This is a genomic window from Shewanella sp. SM68 (assembly GCF_025653925.1).
GTDB classification, from domain to species: domain Bacteria; phylum Pseudomonadota; class Gammaproteobacteria; order Enterobacterales; family Shewanellaceae; genus Shewanella; species Shewanella oncorhynchi.
Map to the genome: position 1 here is coordinate 108,461 of NZ_JAKKRU010000008.1, position 19,188 is coordinate 127,648.

Below are 19,188 nucleotides of genomic sequence, written 5' to 3' on the forward strand. Positions count from 1 at the left end.
ACAAAACATTGGAAATAACGATATGAGTGAAGAGAGTGAACCTAAACAAGCTGTCGCACTGAGCTACGATGGCCGTAACGCTCCTAAAATAGTCGCGACTGGTGAAGGGCTTATCGCAGAAGAAATTATTGCCTTAGCTAAGGCTAACGGCGTTTATATCCATCAAGATCCCCATCTGAGCCATTTTTTGCAATTGCTAGAGTTAGGAGAGGAAATTCCCAAGGAGCTTTACCTGCTTATCGCCGAACTGATTGCATTTGTGTATATGCTCGACGGTAAATTTCCTGAGCAATGGAATAATATGCATAAAAAAATTGTCGAGAAGGCATAAAATAAAAAAGCTAATTCAGAAAAATTAGCTTTTAGTGTTCAATTGGCTACCGATTACTTACGATGCAGACGGATCAACAGCTCGGCTTCAGCTTTAGGTAATTCGCATTCCTTAATCAATTCGTCGACGCCAGCACCAAGCGCGACCATCTTCATGGCTCGAGTATAAAGTTTTGCCTGTGGATCCTGTTGAGTCGTCTCTTCAATCCGTTCAGACTGTTGCAATATGCGTTTCTCTAATTCAATAACACGACGGCCTACACCGATTGTGCCACTGCGTAATTCTTGCAATTCGCGTTTAAAAGACTCTCGCTGCCGATCGCCCTCTTTAACTAACACAGTCAATGCCTCAACTTTGCTTCTTAATTTACTCAATTGCTTTTGTAAAAAGAGTACTAACCCTAAGCATGCGATGACATAGACTAACGCTGCGATCAAAAATTCATCGCCCATCAAAAATCCTTATACTCACTCAAAGCCATAGATTTGGAGCTGGCTTACAATTGAGTTATCTATTCCAAAGTGCTCACTTAACGTCACCAATATAATTGGCCATTGTTCAAGCTATTATAAAAAGACTTCGTCTACCCATAAATCGTAAATACTCAACATCATCGATTTATTCGCAAATAAACAAAATGGCTGAATGAATTCTAATCATTCAGCCTTATCACACTCATTGATTAGATCTGAGTCAACTCGGCCCATTCTTCGTCGGACAATAATTTGTCGAGATCAACTAAGATAAGTAATTCATTGTCGCGATTGCTCACGCCTTGAATAAACTTAGCACTCTCTTCCGTTCCAACATTAGGCGCATTGTCAATTTCAGAGCGGCGCAAATAAACTACTTCTGCAACACTATCAACTAAAATACCAATGACCTGCTTTTCAGCTTCGATGATAACGATTCGGGTTGAATCATCAACTTCAGCAGACTGTAATCCAAAACGTGAGCGGGTATCAATTACAGTGACAACATTACCACGCAAGTTAATGATGCCTAGAACATAATAGGGGGCACCGGGTACAGGAGCTATTTCAGTATAACGCAGCACTTCCTGCACTTGCATTACGTTGATACCGTAAGTTTCATGGTCCAACTTAAAGGTAACCCATTGTAATACTGCATCATCTTTACTTGCAGCGACTGCTGCTACATTTCTTGTATCTTTCATGTTTACCTCAACCAATTGAGTCCTGACAACCTAAACCCGCATTAAGCATTTCAACTAAGGCTTGTACGTGCAAAATGCCACACATCTGTTCTTTCACTACACCCGCTAACCAAGGGCGTTTACCCGCTTGACTACGCCAGTTGACTTGCGACTTATTAATTTTTACCGCATTGACCAAGGACTCACAAGTCAATCCCCAGTTACTGCCTTCTAATAATACAAGATATTGATAATTTACTGATTGCGCCAGTTTATCTGTGTATTTTTCTGGCATAACCCACGCACAAGTATCAACAATGTTCAATTGCTCCTCCCTATGCGTCTGTACACCAAGAAACCATGCGGGTCGACCAAAGATGTGGTTTATCCGCTCAACTTTTACTATTCCGCCTAAACTCACCAAAGGCACGGCCAATGTCAGCCCTGCTACTTTAAAGAATAGTACCTGAAACTCATCATCGAGCACTTCTTGCAAATCTTTTGTCACACTAGGAGGCGTAATGCCGACTTGTGTTTCTGGCACAACCACTGGCTCAACGATTTCATCAGCAACGGTTTCATTAACAACAGGCTGAGCTTTTGGTACTTCCACCACAACAGGTTGAACATCAATAGGTGGCGCTATCTCTACTGAAGGTGGTATCGGTTCTAACCTTGCAGTCTTTAGTACTGGCGCTAATAATTTCTCTAACGCTTGCTTATTCACTTGAGCTACAACCTGGCTTACCGGAGCAACAAACTCATGTTGTCTTGGCGCCGCTTTTGGTTGCAACTGCGCAATAGGCGTTATGGCCTTCTCTACATTCTGCGGTGCGGCAGTGCGACCATTTTCAGCCAAAATTGCCGCATCGAGCAATGCTGCCTCCGTTTGATTAACGGCAACATTTTGATTTGAGTCTGCTTTTACAATGCTTTGAGGGGAAACAATCTGGTTTGGACTGTCGTCTTCCTGCAGCAATAATGCGAAAAAATCAAAAACAGTTTCATCAACCGATTTTGACATGGCCAAACTCCCCAACTAATAAGAAATCTAATAATCTTTCATAGGCTTTAACGCCGCGGCAACCACTCGCATAATGCGATGCTGGTAAATGTGCCAAACTGGCATCTCTAAACTTAGTGTCTACTGGAATAACGTCTTTCCACAAAGTATCACTGTATTCGGCACCAAGAACTTGCAAAGCCGCAGGTGATGCTTTGGTACGTTTATCGTACATGGTTGGCACAACAGTGTAACTGTAGCGCGTCTTCTTAGATCGCCCCATTAACTCCATTGTTTTAATCATCCGCTCTAGCCCTTTAATGGCAAGAAACTCCGTCTGCACAGGAATAATGATATGCTGACTTGCCGCAAGCGCATTGACCATTAATACCCCCAGTACGGGTGGGCAATCAACGATAGCAACATCATAATCATCAGCAACCAGTGCTAATAAATTACGTAGTACTAATCCCATTCCTTCTTGATGACCTAAGGCTCTGTCCAAGGTAGCCAATGCCATAGTTGCAGGTAATAAATCCAAACCATCGACTAAGGTTGGCACTACATGGGATAAAACGAGTTCCTTAGAAAGGTTTTTATGGGCAAGAAAAACATCAAACAACGAGCCTGGAACCTCTTCAGAATCAATACCTAAGTAATAACCTAACGAAGCATGTGGATCGGTATCTATCATAAGAACACGCTTACCACGCTTAGATAATGTTCCCGCTAAACTCGCTACCGTCGTGGTTTTACCTACGCCACCTTTTTGATTCGCTATGGTCCAGACTTTCAAGAAGTGACCCCTACCTATACTGGTTAATATGCTAATGAACTAGAAAATTGTGAGTTCACAAATTCTAAAAATTACTGCTCTTTTCTGGTCGTGACTCGAATGCCGCCATTGGGCAAACTAATCACTTTGACACCATCGGCATTCTCAGATATCACCACGGGCAGCATCTCTGCATTTTGGGGGGCAATTGTCTGAGAAACAGCTTTAACCTCTTTTTCTGGCGCTTGAAGCTGTTTAGGAATAGAGGATTCCAGATTAGTTTTTTCCTTCGCCGTATCTATTTCAGTATCTGGTTTGCCCAGCAAAGGCGGAATGCTATTTTGTACCGGCTCAGGACCAATCGCTACAGCCTTCTGCTCACCAGGAGCCGCTAATTGCAACATTGCTTTAGTCTGATCGGGATGAGACGCTAACCAAGTTGCAATGGCTTCAGCCTGTTCGTCAGGTACCATTAACAGCACCTGAGTCGATTCCAAACGTTTTACATCCGCCTGCAGCAAACTATTCTTACGCTTGTAATCAAGGCTTAAGGCACCAAGAACCAAAATGGCTATGCCCATCAACAAGATGATGAGCACACTATTTGTGCTCATCGGATATTGATTTTTAGACACGAACAGACTCTTTTAAAATACATTCGGCCATGTTGTCTAAGGCTATCGACTGGGTGGCAATCCCTGCACTCGCAACGGCTTGTGGCATACCATAAACCACACAACTGGCTTCATCTTGCGCCCAAATGGTTGCGCCTACAGCTTTCAACATCCGCGCGCCTTCTCTGCCATCCGCCCCCATGCCAGTTAATACAACAGCAAGCACATCACCACTAAAGGCTTTAGAAGCAGAAGCAAAGGTGATATCCACACAGGGCTTATAATTCATATCAGCACTGCCTGCTATAACTTTTAATCGGCCACTTGCTCCAGTACGTTCAACCATCATTTGCATACCACCCGGCGCTAAATATGCACAACCCGGTTTAAGAAGATCGCCATTAGCGGCCTCTTTTACTTCAATCTTACATAAGCCATTTAAACGACTCGCAAATGCAGGGGTAAAGGCAGCAGGCATATGCTGGATTAATAAAATAGGATGCGGATAGTTTGCCGGAAACTGCGTGAGTATTTTTTGCAGCGCAACCGGACCACCAGTAGATGTACCGATCAGCAATAATTTATACTGTTTACCACTTGCACGAATCGTCGTTGCCGTTGACGTTCTAACAGGAGCTGCGACAGGCGTATGAGTCGGTATACTCGTTGTACCTAAAACGCTACCTGTTGGACTTGGACGCGCGCTAGTTGTTGGCGAGACCACCGGACGTGCAATAGGACGAAACATTCTGCGTCGTCCCAATGCCTTAACTCTTTGTTGCAACAATAAAATGGCATCATCTTTGTTGGTCGCAATATCTTCAAAACGTTTAGGTAGAAAATCTAATGCACCAGCATCTAAAGCGTCTAACGTTGCTTTAGCGCCATCATGGGTTAAAGAAGAAAACATCAAGATCGGAGTCGGACACTTAGCCATGATTTCACGAACAGCAGTAATACCATCCATGACAGGCATCTCAATATCCATTGTGATAACTTGGGGATTAAGCTCAGCAGCCAACTTCACCGCTTCGGCCCCATTTGAGGCCGTCGCGATAACTTCCAGTTCAGGATCTTGATTGACTATTTCACTAACACGTCGTCTGAAAAAACTTGAGTCATCAACGACTAATACTTTAATGGCCATTCCATTCCTTAGCTTGGAAACTAATTCTTACTTTTCGCATAATGCTTTAGCAATCCAGGAACATCTAAGATCAGTGCAATACCACCATCCGATGTAATTGTCGCACCAGCCATCCCAGGTGTGCCATGTAACATAGCGCCAAGAGGTTTAATAACGACCTCTTCTTGTCCTATTAAGGCATCCACTACAAAACCAATTTGCATCATGCCTAATTGCACGATAACCACATGACCATGCTTTTTATCGCCATGTTTAAAGGTCGTTTTGTTTCTATGTAGCCAGTGTTCCAAATAGAACAAAGGTACTGCCTTATTACGCACTATGACAGTCAGTTGCCCATCAACAATATTGGTTTTTGTGAGATCGAGATGGAAAATCTCATTCACGCTAGATAGAGGTAATGCAAACACTTGTTTAGCGACATCGACCATTAAGGTAGGCATAATCGCTAATGTTAACGGTACTTTAATCTCAAGTATCGTTCCCTTACCTTTCATAGAATCAATATGTACAGTGCCATTAAGCTGGGTGATACGAGTTTTTACCACGTCCATCCCAACACCACGGCCTGAAATATCTGAAATCTCAACTTTAGTTGAAAAACCTGGTGCAAAAATCAAATTATAGGCTTCGCTGTCTGTCATCCGCGAAGCAGAATCTTCATCGAGTACACCACGTGTTATCGCGATTTTTTTAAGTTTCTCAGGATCCATTCCTGCGCCATCGTCTTCGATTTTCAGCAGTATATGGTCGCCTTCCTGACTTGCAGATAAGGTAATCGTTCCCGTTCTTGGCTTACCACTGGCTTCACGCTCGTTTGGCATCTCGATACCATGGTCCACAGAGTTACGCACTAAGTGGACGAGTGGATCGGCAAGCGCTTCAACAAGGTTTTTATCTAAGTCAGTTTCTTCACCGACCATGATCAAATCAATTTCTTTGTTTAGTGTACGAGCAAGATCACGTACCACCCGAGGGAAACGACCAAACACTTTCTTGATCGGTTGCATACGGGTTTTCATCACAGCGCCTTGCAAATCGGCAGTAACGAGATCTAAGTTCGCAAGAGCTTTCGACATCTCCTCATCATCACGGCTGATGCCTAAGCTCACCAATCGATTACGCACTAACACTAACTCACCCACCATATTCATGATCTGGTCGAGTCGTGCGGTATCTACACGTACTGTTGTTTCACCCTGAGGCACATTCGCAGAGCTAGCCTTAGCAGGTGCTTTATCGACAACCGCAATTTCCACCTTAGGTTTTGCAGCAACGACTGGAGCTGGTACTGCGGCTTTAACTGGCGCAGGAGCATGTGGTGCAGCAGTAGGTGCTACAGTCGAAACAGGGGGCGTAAGCACTTTAACTTCGGCTTTCGCAGGTGCTCCGCCTTTCCCATGGAGTTCATCGAGTAATCGCTCAAACTCATCATCAGTAATTTCATCAGCATCTACAATCGGTTGAGGCGCAGGTGTTGCCACAACCTTAGGTTTAACAGGCACTTCAGCCTCAGCTTTAAATTTACCTGAGCCATGAAGTTCATCCAGTAACGCCTCGAACTCATCATCAGTGATGTCATCACCTGATGTTGAAGGTGTTTTAATTGGTGAAGCAGGCTTGACAGCAACAGGCTCAGATACAAATGTGGTAGCAGCGACCGCAGGTCCCTTTCCTGAACCATGAAGCGCATCCAATAAAGCTTCAAATTCAGCATCATTGATATCATCGATACTTGAAGACGTATTTTCAATGGAAGATGAGTTATCACTTATGTCAGCAGGGATTTCTTGAAGGGTAGGAGTATCAATAATGACTTCAACAACAGGTTCTGGCTCTACAACCTTGGCAGAAGCGACTTCAGATGGCAAAGGCGCACCTGAACTGAGCATTTTAAGTCTCGCTAACAAACCTGAATCGGCGGGATCTTGTTGCTCGCCCTGCTGGGTTTGCGCAAACATGGTATTAATTGCATCAACAGCCTGCAAAATAATATCCATCAACTCTGCGTTAACGCTACGCTTGCCTGTCCGCAATAAATCGAAGGTATTCTCAGCCTCATGACAAACATCCACCATGGGAGTTAAGCTAAGAAAGCCAGCACCACCTTTAACGGTATGAAAACCTCGGAAAATGGCGTTCAGCAAGTTAGTATCATCAGGATTATTTTCAAGCGCAACGAGTTGCTCTTGCAGAAGCTCTAAAATTTCACCGGCTTCGATTAAAAAGTCCTGGAGTATCTCTTCATCTACATCAAAGGCCATCAAATTGACTCCCAGTTAGAAACCCAGACTCGATAGAAGATCATCCACTTCGTCTTGACCCGTTACCACATCTTGACGAAGCTCGGCATTCATTATCGGGCCTTCTGCTTCAATATTATTTTTCTGAGCAATCTGACTTTCAATCATAGGTTGCTCACCAAATACCGTCAGCATAGAAACCAGATTACTTTCTACTTCCATTACTAGATCAATAACACGACGTATTATTTGTCCTGTTAAGTCTTGAAAATCTTGCGCCATCAAAATTTGATTAAGCAATTCACGTAATCGAGTCGAGTCATTTGCACTACGAGACATAAGGTCTTGTACATCGTGACAAAGGCCCTTAAATTCAGTCAGCGCTATCTCTCGTCGCATTAATCTGTCCCAAGATGGCATGACATTTTGAATATTTACGGTCACGGCATTAGCCAAAGGTAAACATTCTTCAACCGCATCCATGGTTTTATTTGCAGCTTGTTCGGTCATGTCAATAACGTAATTTAAACGTTGCTTGGCATCGGGGATCTCTGTATTGGCTAATTCAGCAAGACGATTATCAACTTGAAAATCCATCAGCGCACTATGAAGTTGCCGAGTTAATTTACCTACTTCTTCGAATAATTCTCGTTGCAGTGGAGCAGCAAGCTCCCGAAATAAATCATCTGCCTGACTTTGCTCACCTGCACTTAATAATTCAACTAAATGCTGAGCTTGCTCGAGCGTGATGAGCCCTGATGTTTGTGACTTCATAGCTCATCCTTGCTCAAGCGAGTCGTTCGAATATTTTATCTAACTTCTCTTTCAGCGTTGCAGCGGTAAAAGGCTTAACCACATAACCATTCACTCCCGCTTGAGCGGCAGCAATAATCTGTTCACGTTTTGCTTCAGCAGTTACCATTAATACGGGTAAATGCTTTAGCGAATCATCAGCGCGAATTGCTTTTAACAGATCGATTCCTTGCATACCAGGCATATTCCAATCTGTAACAACAAAATCAAAATCCCCCTTTTGCAACATCGGCAGGGCTGTTGAGCCATCGTCTGCTTCTTGGGTGTTATTAAACCCCAAGTCTCGCAACAAGTTCTTGATGATACGCCTCATTGTCGAAAAATCGTCAACAATGAGAATCTTCATATTCTTGTCCAAGGTTTCCTCCGGTGAGCTGACATTCTGTGCTCGATTAATAATTATACTTATGTCCAGTGCTTGAGTTTAGCTTTCAATCGCAACATTGCCTGACTTAATATCTGGCTAACCCGCGATTCACTGACTTCAAGAATGGCGCCAATCTCTTTTAAATTCAATGCTTCATCGTAGTACAGGGATAACACTAATGCATCTCTTTCAGGCAATAATTTAATTGCCTCAACCAGAGCAGAATGAAATTGGTTCTCAGCTAATGCTTCAAATGAATCATCATCGGACCGATCACTCACTGTAAGTATATCCTGAGATACGCCTAAATCTTCTATCCCTATGATTTTTCCGACAGAAACATCGTTAAGAATATGATGGTACTCATCGAGCGTCATATCAAGTTTTTCTGCAATTTCTGTGTCGCGTGCATCACGGCCCAGTTCTTGCTCTAACTCATCAATAGCGTGTGCAACCTTACGATTGTTACGATGAACGGAACGAGGGACCCAGTCGCCACGACGAATTTCATCTAACATGGCTCCACGTATGCGTATGCCGGCGAAGGTTTCAAATTTCGCACCCTTGCCACCATCAAACTTGGATGATGCTTCTAGTAACCCCATCATCCCAGCTTGGAGTAAATCATCTAACTGCACAGATGCAGGTAGTCTGGCGAGTAAATGATGCGCAATTCTTTTAACCAACGGAGCATACTGTTCAACGATCGACGATTTATTGTCTAAACAAGTATACGCAGCGGCTTTATTCACTCGTTTTTTCCTCTTGAAAATCTGGTCGTTGTACTAAACGCTCAACGAAAAACTCCAAATGCCCACCAGGTTGCTGCGGCACAGGCCAGCTCAAAATTTTATTTGCCAATCCTTGATAAGCAATTGCCGCTGGTGATTTAGGATAAGCTTCAACCACCAATTTTTGTTTACGAACAGATTTACGTAAGTTTTCGTCAAATGGAATCGTGGCGACTAATTCAAGTGCAACATCTAAAAATCTGTCGGTCACTTTACTGAGTTTAGCAAATAATTCCATACCTTCGCGTAAACTACGCACCATATTGGCAACTATTTTAAAACGGAACACGCCATGCTCACGGCTGAGAATTTTAATCAGGGCGTAGGCATCAGTAATCGAAGTGGGTTCATCACAAACAACGACTAGCACATCCTGCGAAGCACGTGAGAAACTGAGCACCATATCTGAGATCCCAGCCGCAGTATCTACGACTAGAATATCAAACTGAGTCCGCATCTCACTAAATGCACGGATTAATCCAGCATGTTGCGCAGGGCTTAATTCCACCATCCCCTGTGTTCCTGAGGTGGCAGGTACTATGCCTATCCCCTTAGGACCACGCACAATAATATCGTCAAGCTCTGCATCACCAGAGAGAACATGAGAGAGGTTACGCTCGGCACGAATACCCAGCATGACGTCGACGTTTGCTAAGCCAAGGTCAGCGTCAAGTACCAAGACACGCTTGCCTTTTTCGGCTAATGCCACAGCAGTATTAATAGAAACGCTGGTTTTACCCACGCCTCCTTTGCCACCAGTGACCGCGATTACTTTCACTTTTTCGTTATAGGGTTGATTCATCATACGTAAACCACTTGCTTGATCCAGGGTCATAAATCTACTCAAATGCACAGGCCATATTATCTGACCACGCTGTGTCTTGTAATGATTGTTGTTCTGTACTATCTAACGCTGCGAGTGCCTGCTGGGCTAAATCTAGGGTATCCGCAACTTTCATATCTTCAGGAACTCTTTGTCCATCAGTTATATAACTTAATGGTAATCCGTTTTGGATCAACACACTTAATGCCCCTGCTAACGACACAGATTCATCGAGTTTTGTGAGAACGACACCAGATAGGGGAATGCGTTTAAAATGATTGACTGCATCTTGCAGCACACGGCGCTGCCCTGTCGCAGACAGTACCAGATAACTGCGGATAGGTATCCTGCTATTTGCAGTTAAATTATCAAGTTGCTGGTAAAGGCGCATATCTCGCTGTCCCATGCCAGCCGTATCTATCAATACTAGCTTGCGATTCCTAAACTGATAGAGAATTTGCTCTAATTCATTTAGATCATGAGCTTGCTTTACTGGGCAGCCCATTATTTTGCCATAAGTTGCTAATTGCTCATAGGCTCCGATGCGATAATGATCTGTGGTAATTAAAGCAACATGTTCAGCACCATGATGTGCCGCAAAACGGGCAGCAAGTTTAGCTAATGACGTTGTTTTACCAACGCCAGTAGGACCAACTAATGCAACCACCCCGCCCTGCTTAACAATGTCATCGCCCTGATTATCAAGCATATTAGCGAGACTTTGTGGTAATGCTCTGACTAATTCAGCCGGCGTATAATGCTGGCTCAGCGCGGCTAATTTATTCGCAACCGCAGGGGAGAATTCAGCCTCAAGCAATTTGGCTTCGAGCATAGCACCGACGGGATCGATGCGTTTTTTATGTTCCGTCATCAAGGAGGATACTTGATGTGTCAGTAAATTACGCAAAGAGGCTAATTCATCACGCATGGCCTCAATATCGGCAGTTTGCTTCTGAGAGGTTTGCGGTTTCTTGTCAAACGTCGCCGGAGGATCACGACGTTCGGGCTTCGCTGCGGCTGGCGCTTGTAACCCTTTAGCCCATGCAGGTAACTCGGCATCAACTTGCTGATGTGACATTTGTTGATTCAAACGGCTTTGCTGCTTCTCAAGTAAGGCTTGTAATGAGTCTGCAGGTGCGGCTGGCTTAGCGCGAGTTTCTACACGAACTGGCTGCTTAGCACCCAGGGACACGAGATCGTCGCTCACGTCCATAAAGGTCGGTGCAGGCGCAGTGGCTGCAGTTTTCGCTTTAGGTTCGTCATAGTCAACGGCAGCGACAATTTCGATGCCACCGTTCACTTTTTTATTTGACATAATGACGGCATCTGAGCCGAGTGTTTCTTTCACTTGGGCCAGTGCGGCGCGCATGTCTTTGGCAAAAAATCGTTTAATCTTCACTTATGCGTCCTCTACTGGCCGACTGCAGATACGATACGTATTTGCTTCTCATCAGGTATTTCTTGATATGAAATGACTCTGAGATTAGGAATAGTATGTTTAACAAAGCGTGACAGCGTCGCGCGTAACATACCTGACGTCAACAATATGGCGGGTTGTCCGACCATTTCTTGCTTCTGAGCCGCATCGGCAAGGGACTGCTGCATGCGTTCTGCAAGACCGGGTTCAATATTAGGACCATCACCACCGGTTGCTTGCATTGACTGATGCAACATCTGTTCCAACTCTGGCGCCAAAGTAATGACGGGGATTTCGAGCTCTGGGCCTGAGATTTCCTGAACTATCATACGTTTCAAAGCGATACGCACAGCGGCAGTCAAGACTTCAGTGTCATTACTCTTAGTGCCATATTCTAACAAAGTTTGCACTATAGTACGCAAGTCTCTAACTGAAACCCCTTCATTTAATAGGTTCTGCATCACTTTTACGACATGTCCTAGTGGCATGATATCTGGAATAAAGCCATCAACCAGCTTAGGTGAGTGTTTCGCAAGCATATCCATCAGTTGTTGCACTTCTTCGTAGCCTAACAACTTAGCGGCATTATTTGTGAGTAATTGACTAATATGAGTTGCAACAACAGTGGCGGCATCGACGACGGTATAACCTAATGTTTGTGCGTGCTCACGTAACTCAGGAGCGATCCATACCGCTTCTAGGCCAAAAGCGGGATCGCGCGTTTCGATACCATCGAGTTTGCCATAGACTTGACCAGGGTTGATCGCCAATTCGCAATCATGACGAATATCTGCCTCTCCGACGACGACGCCCATTAATGAAATGCGATACGCATTAGGCGATAAATCTAAGTTATCGCGAATATGCACCGCGGGCACTAAGAAGCCTAGTTCCTGAGACAACTTTTTACGCACGCCTTTGATACGGCTTAGTAACTCGCCACCTTGGCCCTTGTCTACCAGAGGGATCAAACGATATCCAACCTCAAGACCAATAGTGTCAACATGATGTACATCGTCCCAACCTAGCTCTTTAGGCTCTTTATCTTGTCTTTCTATTGGACCCGATTTCACTTGTTCTAGCGCTTTAAGACGTTTGTTTTCATTTCGTTTATAAACAAAATAAGCTGCACCAGCCGTCATAAAGGCAAAGCTTAAAAACGCCATGTGCGGCATACCAGGAACAATACCCATGACAAACAGGACTCCGGCGGCGATACCCAATGACTTATGACTGTCAAACATCTGACTCATCATCATTTGGCCCATATCACCTGACTCGTTTTGACGAGTCACCATCAAGGCTGCGGCGATTGACAATAATAGACCAGGGATCTGCGCCACTAAACCATCACCGATAGTCAGTAAGGTATAAATTTCAACCGCTTCAGAGAAACTTAAGCCATGCTGCACAATCCCTATGATGAAACCACCTACGATGTTGATCACTAAGATCATGATACCGGCAATCGCATCCCCTTTAACGAATTTGGACGCACCGTCCATCGCACCATAGAAATCGGCTTCACGGGTCACTTCGGCACGGCGTATTCTCGCTTGATCTTGGTTTAAGGTTCCAGCATTTAAGTCAGCATCGATTGCCATTTGCTTACCAGGCATAGCATCCAAGGTAAAGCGGGCACTGACTTCTGCGATACGACCAGCACCTTTAGTCACCACCGCAAAGTTGATGATAATCAAAATGATAAATACCACTAGACCAACGGCATAGTTACCACCGATCACCACAGAACCGAAGGCTTCAATCACCTTACCCGCGGCATCACCGCCATTATGACCCTCAAGTAAAACCACACGAGTAGAGGCAACGTTGAGCGCAAGGCGTAATAACGTCGCCACCAGTAACACAGTTGGGAAGGCAGCAAAATCTAAGGGTCTATCGGTATAAATAGCCACCAGCAATACGATGAGAGCTAACGCAATGTTGAATGAAAAGAGTATGTCTAATAGAAATGGAGGGATAGGTAAAACAATCATGGCCAATGCAGCAAGCACAACCACCGGCGTGCCAATGCCTTTAAAAGTGCTGAGCCTAATTTGTTTTACTTGACCAAGAGTCGCTTTAACATCCATTCGCTATAACCTAAACTTTGACGTGTAATAGCATGAAGCAAAAAACGCGCCAACAAGATTAAAGCCATTAATGAAGGAAAGATATGTACTGTGACTGATTGATATACATAAAATTAGCCATAAAAAAACAAATGAACTCGACATCATCAGCTTTGCCAATGACTACCATCTGAGACTAGTGGTTCAATATTTCAATTCATCTGGTATAGGTTGATTGAGTGGGACAGGAATAGGTTTACGGCCGCGTCCTTTTTGATATTGGCGCAGCTGGAATACATAAGCCAAAATCTGTGCGACAGCAGTAAACAAACCTTCAGGGATCTGCTGATCTAACTTAGTCGTATGGTAAATAGCCCTTGCAAGTGGTGGGGCCGAGACAATCGCAATATTGTGCGCGCGGGCAATCTCACGTATTTTAAAGGCCACATCATCAACACCTTTCGCTATCACAAAGGGAGCCGCAGAGCGCTGCACATCGTATTTAATCGCAACGGCAAAATGCTCAGGGTTAACGACAATCACATCGGCATTTGGCACTTCAGCCATCATACGCCTTTGTGCTAGTTCACGTTGCATCTGCCGTATATGCCCTTTCACCTCAGGTTTACCCTCAGTGTCTTTATATTCATCTTTTACTTCTTGTTTGGTCATCTTAAGTTGCTTGTTGTGATTCCAAATTTGGAACGGCACATCGATGACGACAATAAATAAAATCGAGGAACATAACAAGATAAACATCCAAACCAACAAATCTAATGCATGGTAAACATTACCTGGAAGATGGTCGCTAGACAGCAACATAATGTCATTGAAATAGAAGCTTAATAAAAAATAAGCAGAAAACGCTACTACCGAAAATTTTGCAATACCTTTGGTGAGTTCAACCAGAGCCTGTACGCCAAACATACGTTTAAAACCAGCAAGGGGACTCATTTTACTGGCTTTTGGCATCATAGCTTGGGTCGAAAAATTGATCCCTCCAAGAGAGACGTTACCGATAAACGCAACAACCACAATCAGTAGCATAATTTTAGCCATGGGCCAGGCTATTTCACTCGCAACAACGCCCCACACTTTGAACATTTCATTCGTATCAAAAATTTGCGCCCTATCCATGGTAAATACAATTTCAAACACCCGAGTTAGGCTAATGGCCAAACTTGGGCCTAGCATATAAAACCCACATGCTGCCGAAATTAATACCGCTGCAGTTCCAAGTTCTTTCGAACGTGCAATCTGTCCTTTTGTTCGCGCCTGTTCTAGACGCCTCCCCGTGGGTTCCTCTGTACGTTCATCACTTGACTCTTCAGCCATGGGCTTCTCCTAATCCCATCATATCAAGCCATCAGCGTTACATTGGAGCGCTAACATATCGCAAAGCAGCACTTGAGCCGTCGACCATACTTCATCGAAGTGTGCCATTACCGGTGTTAGGGTTAACCACAGAATAAACAGTCCACCAATCATAGTGATCGGAAAACCAATAGAGAAAATATTCAATTGTGGCGCGGCGCGGGTCATGACCCCGAAGGACAAGTTGACTAATAACAAGGCGATAATCGCAGATATCGACATAGTGAGTGCCGCACCAAACATATACGACCCCCAATCAGCCAGCGATCGATAACTTGTCAGTGTTAAGCCTTGATTAGAAATCGGCAAAGTTTCAAAGCTTGCCACTAGCATACGGATCATCAAAAGATGGCCGTCCACAGCTAAGAAAATCAATGTCGCCAATAAAAGAAAAAAGTTACCAATAACTGGTGTTTGTTGGCCAGAACCAGGGTCAACCATAGAGGCAAAGCCTAAACTGGTCTGCATACCAATGATCTGTCCAGTGAGCACAAAGACTTGCATCACCATTTGAGTCACAAACCCCATGGCAACACCGATAATAATTTGCTGCGCCGTGATGAATACTGCGCTTAACGAAAATAAATCCACATTTTGAGTTGGAGGAAGAACGGGTGCTATCGCAAAGGTAATTGCCATCGCCAATAATAAGCGAACTCGTGTTGGTGTCGTTGCCGCCCCAAATACTACCATGACCATCAACATGCTCGCGACGCGAAACAATGGCCAAATATAAGCGGCAATGGTTTGCATTAAGGTATCGAGCAGCAGCTCCATCGCGTTAGCCTATCACTTGAGGAATGCGATTCACCATCTCGATGAAAAAGTCCATCAGGGTTTCAACTAACCAATGTCCCATAAACATTAGGCCAAAAAGTGTCACTAACAAACGCGGAAGGAAACTTAAGGTCTGCTCGTTAATAGAAGTCGCCGCTTGAAACACAGCAACGATTAACCCTATCCCCAACCCTGGCAACACAATAGCAGACACCATCATAACGATAACAGCGAGAGCTTCACGAAAAATATCAATTAGCGCCTCAGGACTCATGTGTTTACTCTCCCTTGGCTATCCGAAACTATTCGCTAATGTCCCGAGAACTAAGCTCCAACCATCTACGAGCACAAACAACATGATCTTAAACGGCAGCGACACTATCATGGGAGATAACATCATCATACCCATAGCCATCAAGATACTCGCCACCACTAAATCGAGTACTAAAAAAGGCACAAATAGCATAAAGCCAATCTGAAATGCGGTTTTTAACTCACTGGTAATGAAAGCGGGCACTAACACACTCATAGGTGCTTCTTCGGGAGACTTAATATCCTTATAGCCAGAAATCTCAATAAAGGTCTTTAAATCCGTCGTTCTTACTTGGCCCAACATAAAGCCTCTCAGCGGCTCTTTCCCTTTATCAAACGCTTGCTGCAAGGTTAATTGCTCATCGATATAAGGCTTCACCCCTTCATCATAAATCCGGTCGAATACCGGTGCCATGATAAAAAAAGTCATGAACAAACTCATGCCAATTAAGACTTGATTAGATGGAGTCTGTTGTAATCCAATGGCTTGGCGTAATATCGACAGGACAATGATAATCCGCGTGAAAGAGGTCAACATGATGAGCATCGCAGGTAAAAAACTCAGCGATGTCATCAGCAGTAAAATCTGCATTGTGACCGAATATTCCGTTGAGCCGTCTGGCGCCGTTGTTACTGTTACAGCAGGTAAGACGCCATCTGCGGCCCATGCTGACGGCATCAATAGCAGCATAACTAACCCAATTAACGCGAGAATACGTATTGTCATTGTTTTAATTTCGCCTGACGTAATCGACTCGCAAACGAATCAGCTTCTAGATGGATAGGTTCAGCTAACTTATCAATCAAACTCACCTGCTGCGAGCTAACCCCAAGCAAATATTGCTGTTCGCCCACCTGAACCAAGACTAAACGCTCTTTTTGACCGAGGGAAGTCACAGCAATGGTCTTTAGTACGCTATTGGTCGTGGGGACTAAATTAAACCTTCTCAGTAAATAAGCTAACGCGAAAATTAATAATAAAACCAGAATCAAGCCACCTAACATACTTGCTAAGGTCGCAACTTGAGAAGGTTCAGCCATGTTTGCAGCAGGCGCTATTGAAGCAATATTCGCTGCGCCTTCCCCACCGAGGCTATCGGCGCTCGCTTGAACCGCTACCACTAAACTCTGTATTACCGATGTGCTCATTTAAAGTTCCAACGACTTTTACATCTCGTATTATTTAAGCTTTTTAATTCGCTCAGTTTGACTGATCACATCCGTTAAGCGAATACCGAATTTATCGTTTACCACCACCACTTCACCGTGAGCGATAAGCGTGCCATTGACCATCACATCTAACGGTTCACCTGCAACTCTATCTAACTCAACCACAGAACCTTGGTTAAGTTGTAATAAGTTTCGAATACTAATATAGCTACGGCCCACTTCCATCGAAATGGTGACAGGAATATCTAAAATTGTATCTAACTTAGCCGCTTCAGCCTTAGAAATAGGTCTTGAATCATCAACCAGCTCATCGAGTTCAATTGCGTTGGCTTCTTCTAACGCTTGTTCTGCCATTGCTGCAGCCCAATCATCCGTATCGTCTGTGCTCATCTTACTTCACCTTATAATTCTGATATATCACGAGATTTACCCTTACGCGTCACCAATTGCAGCTCAGATTTAACTGTCTCTGGCCGAGGGATTTTCTCACATATTTTAAGCGCTAGGTTATCTCTAGAACGGCCCATTTTACAACGATATGTCGGTAAATCCTCGATTTTCATCATGATAAACTCGGGTAACTCAATAGGAATAATATCGCCCGCTTTAAAATTCATAACCTCTTTGAGAGTTAATTCATGTTCAACAATATTGGCATCGAACCCGACCTTCACATCCATGATTTCATCGTGCAATGCCTGTGACCAACGCATATCAGTATCTTGCTTGTCACTTTGCACACCCGCATCGAGTAACTCTCGGATAGGTTCAATCATGGAGTAAGGCATAGTGATATGAAAATCACCACCACCTCCATCGACTTCAATATGGAATGAATTAATCACCACAACTTCGGTAGGACTAACAATGTTCGCCATGGCGGGATTGACTTCAGAGTCCAAATAATCAAACTCAACATCCATTACGGGCGCCCAAGCATCTTTATAATCTTCAAATATAATCTTAAGCAGTAACTGTACTATTCGTCTTTCTGTCGGCGTAAATTCTCGCCCTTCAATCTTGGCATGGAAACGCCCATCACCCCCAAAGAAGTTATCTACTAGGATAAACACCAGTCGCGCTTCCATGGTGATCAATGCTGTGCCTTTGAGCGGGCTAAAACGCACCATATTCAAGCTAGTAGGAACAAAAAGCGTATGTACGTACTCACCAAACTTGAGCATCTGTACACCGTTGATCGACACTTCGGCCGCTCGGCGCATCATATTAAACATACTAATGCGCAAATGGCGCGCAAAACGCTCATTCACGATTTCCAGCGTCGGCATACGCCCACGAACTATTCGATCTTGGGAAGAGAAATCGTAGGAACGGGCATCTTCTCCAACAGCGTCAATTTCGTCATCATCGACGTCATCAACCCCGTGCAATAGCGCATCAATTTCGTCTTGGCTTAATAAATCACTCACTATATTGCCTTCGCCTCTTTTGGTGCTGAAGTTAAAGGGTTATTGCATTACAAAACCGGTAAATAGTACTTTCTCGACAACCTTACGCCCAGTTACTGACTGTAGAGTATTTTGCACACTCAAAAGTGCTAACTGCCGTAACTCATCTTTCCCCGCTTGCGTGCTGAGCTTTTGCACATCTGCACCACTAAAGGTCGTTAAAAGCGCATCTTCAATCAGCGGAATATGTTTTTGTGTTAGCACATCATCATCGGTACCACGCACCATCAGCTGCACTTTAATCTCAACTAAACGAGCCCTATCAGGCCCAGGTAAGTTGAATAAGAAAGGACGCGGCATAGGCACGTATGATGCGGTAGCTACTTCTCCTGATGCTGGTACTTCAGCCTGAACAGCACTATCTGCTGCTACGGCGGGAACCTCTTCGGTACTGCTTCCCATAAAGAACCAGACGCCGCCACCGATTAACAGCGCGACTAAAACGCCTACACCAGCAAAAATAAATAGTTTCTTCTTACTCTTAGGCTCTTCAGTACTTTCAAGTTCTAACGATTCTTCCTTAGCCATCACTAT

General features: G+C 44.2%; 22 protein-coding genes. 1 reads left to right on the forward strand and 21 read right to left on the reverse strand.

Going from position 1 to position 19,188, the window contains the following annotated elements; genetic code table 11:
* Positions 1-22: 22 nt before the first annotated feature.
* Positions 23-331, forward strand: a complete 309-nt coding sequence (locus tag L5M40_RS14025; protein ID WP_028761167.1) for an EscU/YscU/HrcU family type III secretion system export apparatus switch protein — start codon at positions 23-25, stop codon at positions 329-331.
* 53 nt (positions 332-384) lie between these two features.
* Here the strand turns inward: L5M40_RS14025 and L5M40_RS14030 are convergent, their stop codons facing one another.
* The 21 genes from L5M40_RS14030 to fliL form a co-directional block, all read right to left on the reverse strand.
* Positions 385-783, reverse strand: a complete 399-nt coding sequence (locus L5M40_RS14030; protein WP_028761168.1) for a DUF2802 domain-containing protein — start codon at positions 781-783, stop codon at positions 385-387.
* A gap of 230 nt (positions 784-1,013) precedes the next feature.
* Positions 1,014-1,508: a chemotaxis protein CheW gene (locus L5M40_RS14035; protein ID WP_006082380.1), complete on the reverse strand. Its 495-nt coding sequence runs from the start codon at positions 1,506-1,508 to the stop codon at positions 1,014-1,016.
* A gap of 7 nt (positions 1,509-1,515) precedes the next feature.
* Positions 1,516-2,511 carry a chemotaxis protein CheW gene (locus tag L5M40_RS14040; protein WP_105251948.1) on the reverse strand — a complete coding sequence of 332 codons (996 nt, stop codon included), beginning with the start codon at positions 2,509-2,511 and terminating at the stop codon, positions 1,516-1,518.
* Positions 2,495-3,286, reverse strand: coding sequence for a ParA family protein (locus tag L5M40_RS14045; RefSeq protein WP_263256804.1), 792 nt, complete (start codon positions 3,284-3,286; stop codon positions 2,495-2,497). The genes L5M40_RS14040 and L5M40_RS14045 overlap by 17 nt, the downstream gene beginning before the upstream one ends.
* Before the next feature lie 71 nt (positions 3,287-3,357).
* The gene (locus L5M40_RS14050) at positions 3,358-3,879 is read right to left on the reverse strand and encodes a membrane anchored protein in chemotaxis locus (protein ID WP_105253086.1); all 522 of its coding nucleotides are present in this window, start codon (positions 3,877-3,879) and stop codon (positions 3,358-3,360) included.
* A gap of 13 nt (positions 3,880-3,892) precedes the next feature.
* Positions 3,893-5,026 carry a chemotaxis response regulator protein-glutamate methylesterase gene (locus L5M40_RS14055; protein WP_219233967.1) on the reverse strand — a complete coding sequence of 378 codons (1,134 nt, stop codon included), beginning with the start codon at positions 5,024-5,026 and terminating at the stop codon, positions 3,893-3,895.
* A gap of 20 nt (positions 5,027-5,046) precedes the next feature.
* Positions 5,047-7,290: a chemotaxis protein CheA gene (locus L5M40_RS14060; protein WP_263176619.1), complete on the reverse strand. Its 2,244-nt coding sequence runs from the start codon at positions 7,288-7,290 to the stop codon at positions 5,047-5,049.
* Positions 7,291-7,305: 15 nt separating this feature from the next.
* On the reverse strand, positions 7,306-8,043 hold the full coding sequence (locus tag L5M40_RS14065; protein ID WP_028761174.1) for a protein phosphatase CheZ: 738 nt from the start codon (positions 8,041-8,043) through the stop codon (positions 7,306-7,308).
* Between the two features lie 13 nt (positions 8,044-8,056).
* Positions 8,057-8,440, reverse strand: a complete 384-nt coding sequence (gene cheY, locus L5M40_RS14070) for a chemotaxis response regulator CheY (RefSeq protein WP_007649667.1) — start codon at positions 8,438-8,440, stop codon at positions 8,057-8,059.
* Between the two features lie 47 nt (positions 8,441-8,487).
* Positions 8,488-9,201, reverse strand: coding sequence for an RNA polymerase sigma factor FliA (locus tag L5M40_RS14075; protein WP_028761175.1), 714 nt, complete (start codon positions 9,199-9,201; stop codon positions 8,488-8,490).
* Entirely contained in the window at positions 9,194-10,075 is an 882-nt protein-coding gene (locus tag L5M40_RS14080) for a MinD/ParA family protein (RefSeq protein ID WP_006082389.1), read from the reverse strand. Before L5M40_RS14080 ends, L5M40_RS14075 begins: the two co-directional genes overlap by 8 nt.
* Before the next feature lie 4 nt (positions 10,076-10,079).
* Complete coding sequence (gene flhF / locus L5M40_RS14085) at positions 10,080-11,462, reverse strand: flagellar biosynthesis protein FlhF (RefSeq protein WP_263176618.1); 1,383 nt, start codon at positions 11,460-11,462, stop codon at positions 10,080-10,082.
* Between the two features lie 11 nt (positions 11,463-11,473).
* Positions 11,474-13,573: a flagellar biosynthesis protein FlhA gene (gene flhA, locus L5M40_RS14090; RefSeq protein WP_028761177.1), complete on the reverse strand. Its 2,100-nt coding sequence runs from the start codon at positions 13,571-13,573 to the stop codon at positions 11,474-11,476.
* A gap of 183 nt (positions 13,574-13,756) precedes the next feature.
* A complete protein-coding gene (flhB, locus tag L5M40_RS14095) occupies positions 13,757-14,887 on the reverse strand; it encodes a flagellar biosynthesis protein FlhB (RefSeq protein WP_028761178.1) in 1,131 nt (376 codons plus the stop codon).
* Between the two features lie 18 nt (positions 14,888-14,905).
* Positions 14,906-15,703: a flagellar biosynthetic protein FliR gene (gene fliR / locus L5M40_RS14100; RefSeq protein WP_028761179.1), complete on the reverse strand. Its 798-nt coding sequence runs from the start codon at positions 15,701-15,703 to the stop codon at positions 14,906-14,908.
* A 4-nt stretch (positions 15,704-15,707) separates the two neighbouring features.
* On the reverse strand, positions 15,708-15,977 hold the full coding sequence (fliQ, locus tag L5M40_RS14105; RefSeq protein WP_012587225.1) for a flagellar biosynthesis protein FliQ: 270 nt from the start codon (positions 15,975-15,977) through the stop codon (positions 15,708-15,710).
* A gap of 18 nt (positions 15,978-15,995) precedes the next feature.
* The gene (gene fliP, locus L5M40_RS14110) at positions 15,996-16,742 is read right to left on the reverse strand and encodes a flagellar type III secretion system pore protein FliP (RefSeq protein WP_263176617.1); all 747 of its coding nucleotides are present in this window, start codon (positions 16,740-16,742) and stop codon (positions 15,996-15,998) included.
* Positions 16,739-17,164 (reverse strand): flagellar biosynthetic protein FliO, encoded by a 426-nt coding sequence (gene fliO / locus L5M40_RS14115; protein WP_263176616.1) that lies wholly within the window; start codon positions 17,162-17,164, stop codon positions 16,739-16,741. The genes fliP and fliO overlap by 4 nt, the downstream gene beginning before the upstream one ends.
* A 30-nt stretch (positions 17,165-17,194) precedes the next feature.
* On the reverse strand, positions 17,195-17,575 hold the full coding sequence (gene fliN, locus L5M40_RS14120; protein ID WP_028761182.1) for a flagellar motor switch protein FliN: 381 nt from the start codon (positions 17,573-17,575) through the stop codon (positions 17,195-17,197).
* 11 nt (positions 17,576-17,586) lie between these two features.
* On the reverse strand, positions 17,587-18,615 hold the full coding sequence (fliM, locus tag L5M40_RS14125) for a flagellar motor switch protein FliM (protein WP_105251943.1): 1,029 nt from the start codon (positions 18,613-18,615) through the stop codon (positions 17,587-17,589).
* 39 nt (positions 18,616-18,654) lie between these two features.
* The gene (gene fliL, locus L5M40_RS14130) at positions 18,655-19,182 is read right to left on the reverse strand and encodes a flagellar basal body-associated protein FliL (protein WP_028761184.1); all 528 of its coding nucleotides are present in this window, start codon (positions 19,180-19,182) and stop codon (positions 18,655-18,657) included.
* Between the last annotated feature and the right edge of the window lie 6 nt (positions 19,183-19,188).

Coding starts and splice junctions, on each gene's coding strand:
- L5M40_RS14040 (WP_105251948.1), bottom strand. CDS start 2,511: ATGTCAAAATCGGTTGATGAAACTGTTTTTGATTTTTTCGCATTATTG.
- flhB (WP_028761178.1), bottom strand. CDS start 14,887: ATGGCTGAAGAGTCAAGTGATGAACGTACAGAGGAACCCACGGGGAGG.
- fliP (WP_263176617.1), bottom strand. CDS start 16,742: ATGACAATACGTATTCTCGCGTTAATTGGGTTAGTTATGCTGCTATTG.
- flhA (WP_028761177.1), bottom strand. CDS start 13,573: ATGGATGTTAAAGCGACTCTTGGTCAAGTAAAACAAATTAGGCTCAGC.
- fliL (WP_028761184.1), bottom strand. CDS start 19,182: ATGGCTAAGGAAGAATCGTTAGAACTTGAAAGTACTGAAGAGCCTAAG.
- L5M40_RS14025 (WP_028761167.1), top strand. CDS start 23: ATGAGTGAAGAGAGTGAACCTAAACAAGCTGTCGCACTGAGCTACGAT.
- fliN (WP_028761182.1), bottom strand. CDS start 17,575: ATGAGCACAGACGATACGGATGATTGGGCTGCAGCAATGGCAGAACAA.
- L5M40_RS14080 (WP_006082389.1), bottom strand. CDS start 10,075: ATGACCCTGGATCAAGCAAGTGGTTTACGTATGATGAATCAACCCTAT.
- fliQ (WP_012587225.1), bottom strand. CDS start 15,977: ATGAGTCCTGAGGCGCTAATTGATATTTTTCGTGAAGCTCTCGCTGTT.
- fliO (WP_263176616.1), bottom strand. CDS start 17,164: ATGAGCACATCGGTAATACAGAGTTTAGTGGTAGCGGTTCAAGCGAGC.
- L5M40_RS14060 (WP_263176619.1), bottom strand. CDS start 7,290: ATGGCCTTTGATGTAGATGAAGAGATACTCCAGGACTTTTTAATCGAA.
- L5M40_RS14050 (WP_105253086.1), bottom strand. CDS start 3,879: ATGAGCACAAATAGTGTGCTCATCATCTTGTTGATGGGCATAGCCATT.
- L5M40_RS14035 (WP_006082380.1), bottom strand. CDS start 1,508: ATGAAAGATACAAGAAATGTAGCAGCAGTCGCTGCAAGTAAAGATGAT.
- fliR (WP_028761179.1), bottom strand. CDS start 15,703: ATGGAGCTGCTGCTCGATACCTTAATGCAAACCATTGCCGCTTATATT.
- L5M40_RS14030 (WP_028761168.1), bottom strand. CDS start 783: ATGGGCGATGAATTTTTGATCGCAGCGTTAGTCTATGTCATCGCATGC.
- L5M40_RS14065 (WP_028761174.1), bottom strand. CDS start 8,043: ATGAAGTCACAAACATCAGGGCTCATCACGCTCGAGCAAGCTCAGCAT.
- L5M40_RS14055 (WP_219233967.1), bottom strand. CDS start 5,026: ATGGCCATTAAAGTATTAGTCGTTGATGACTCAAGTTTTTTCAGACGA.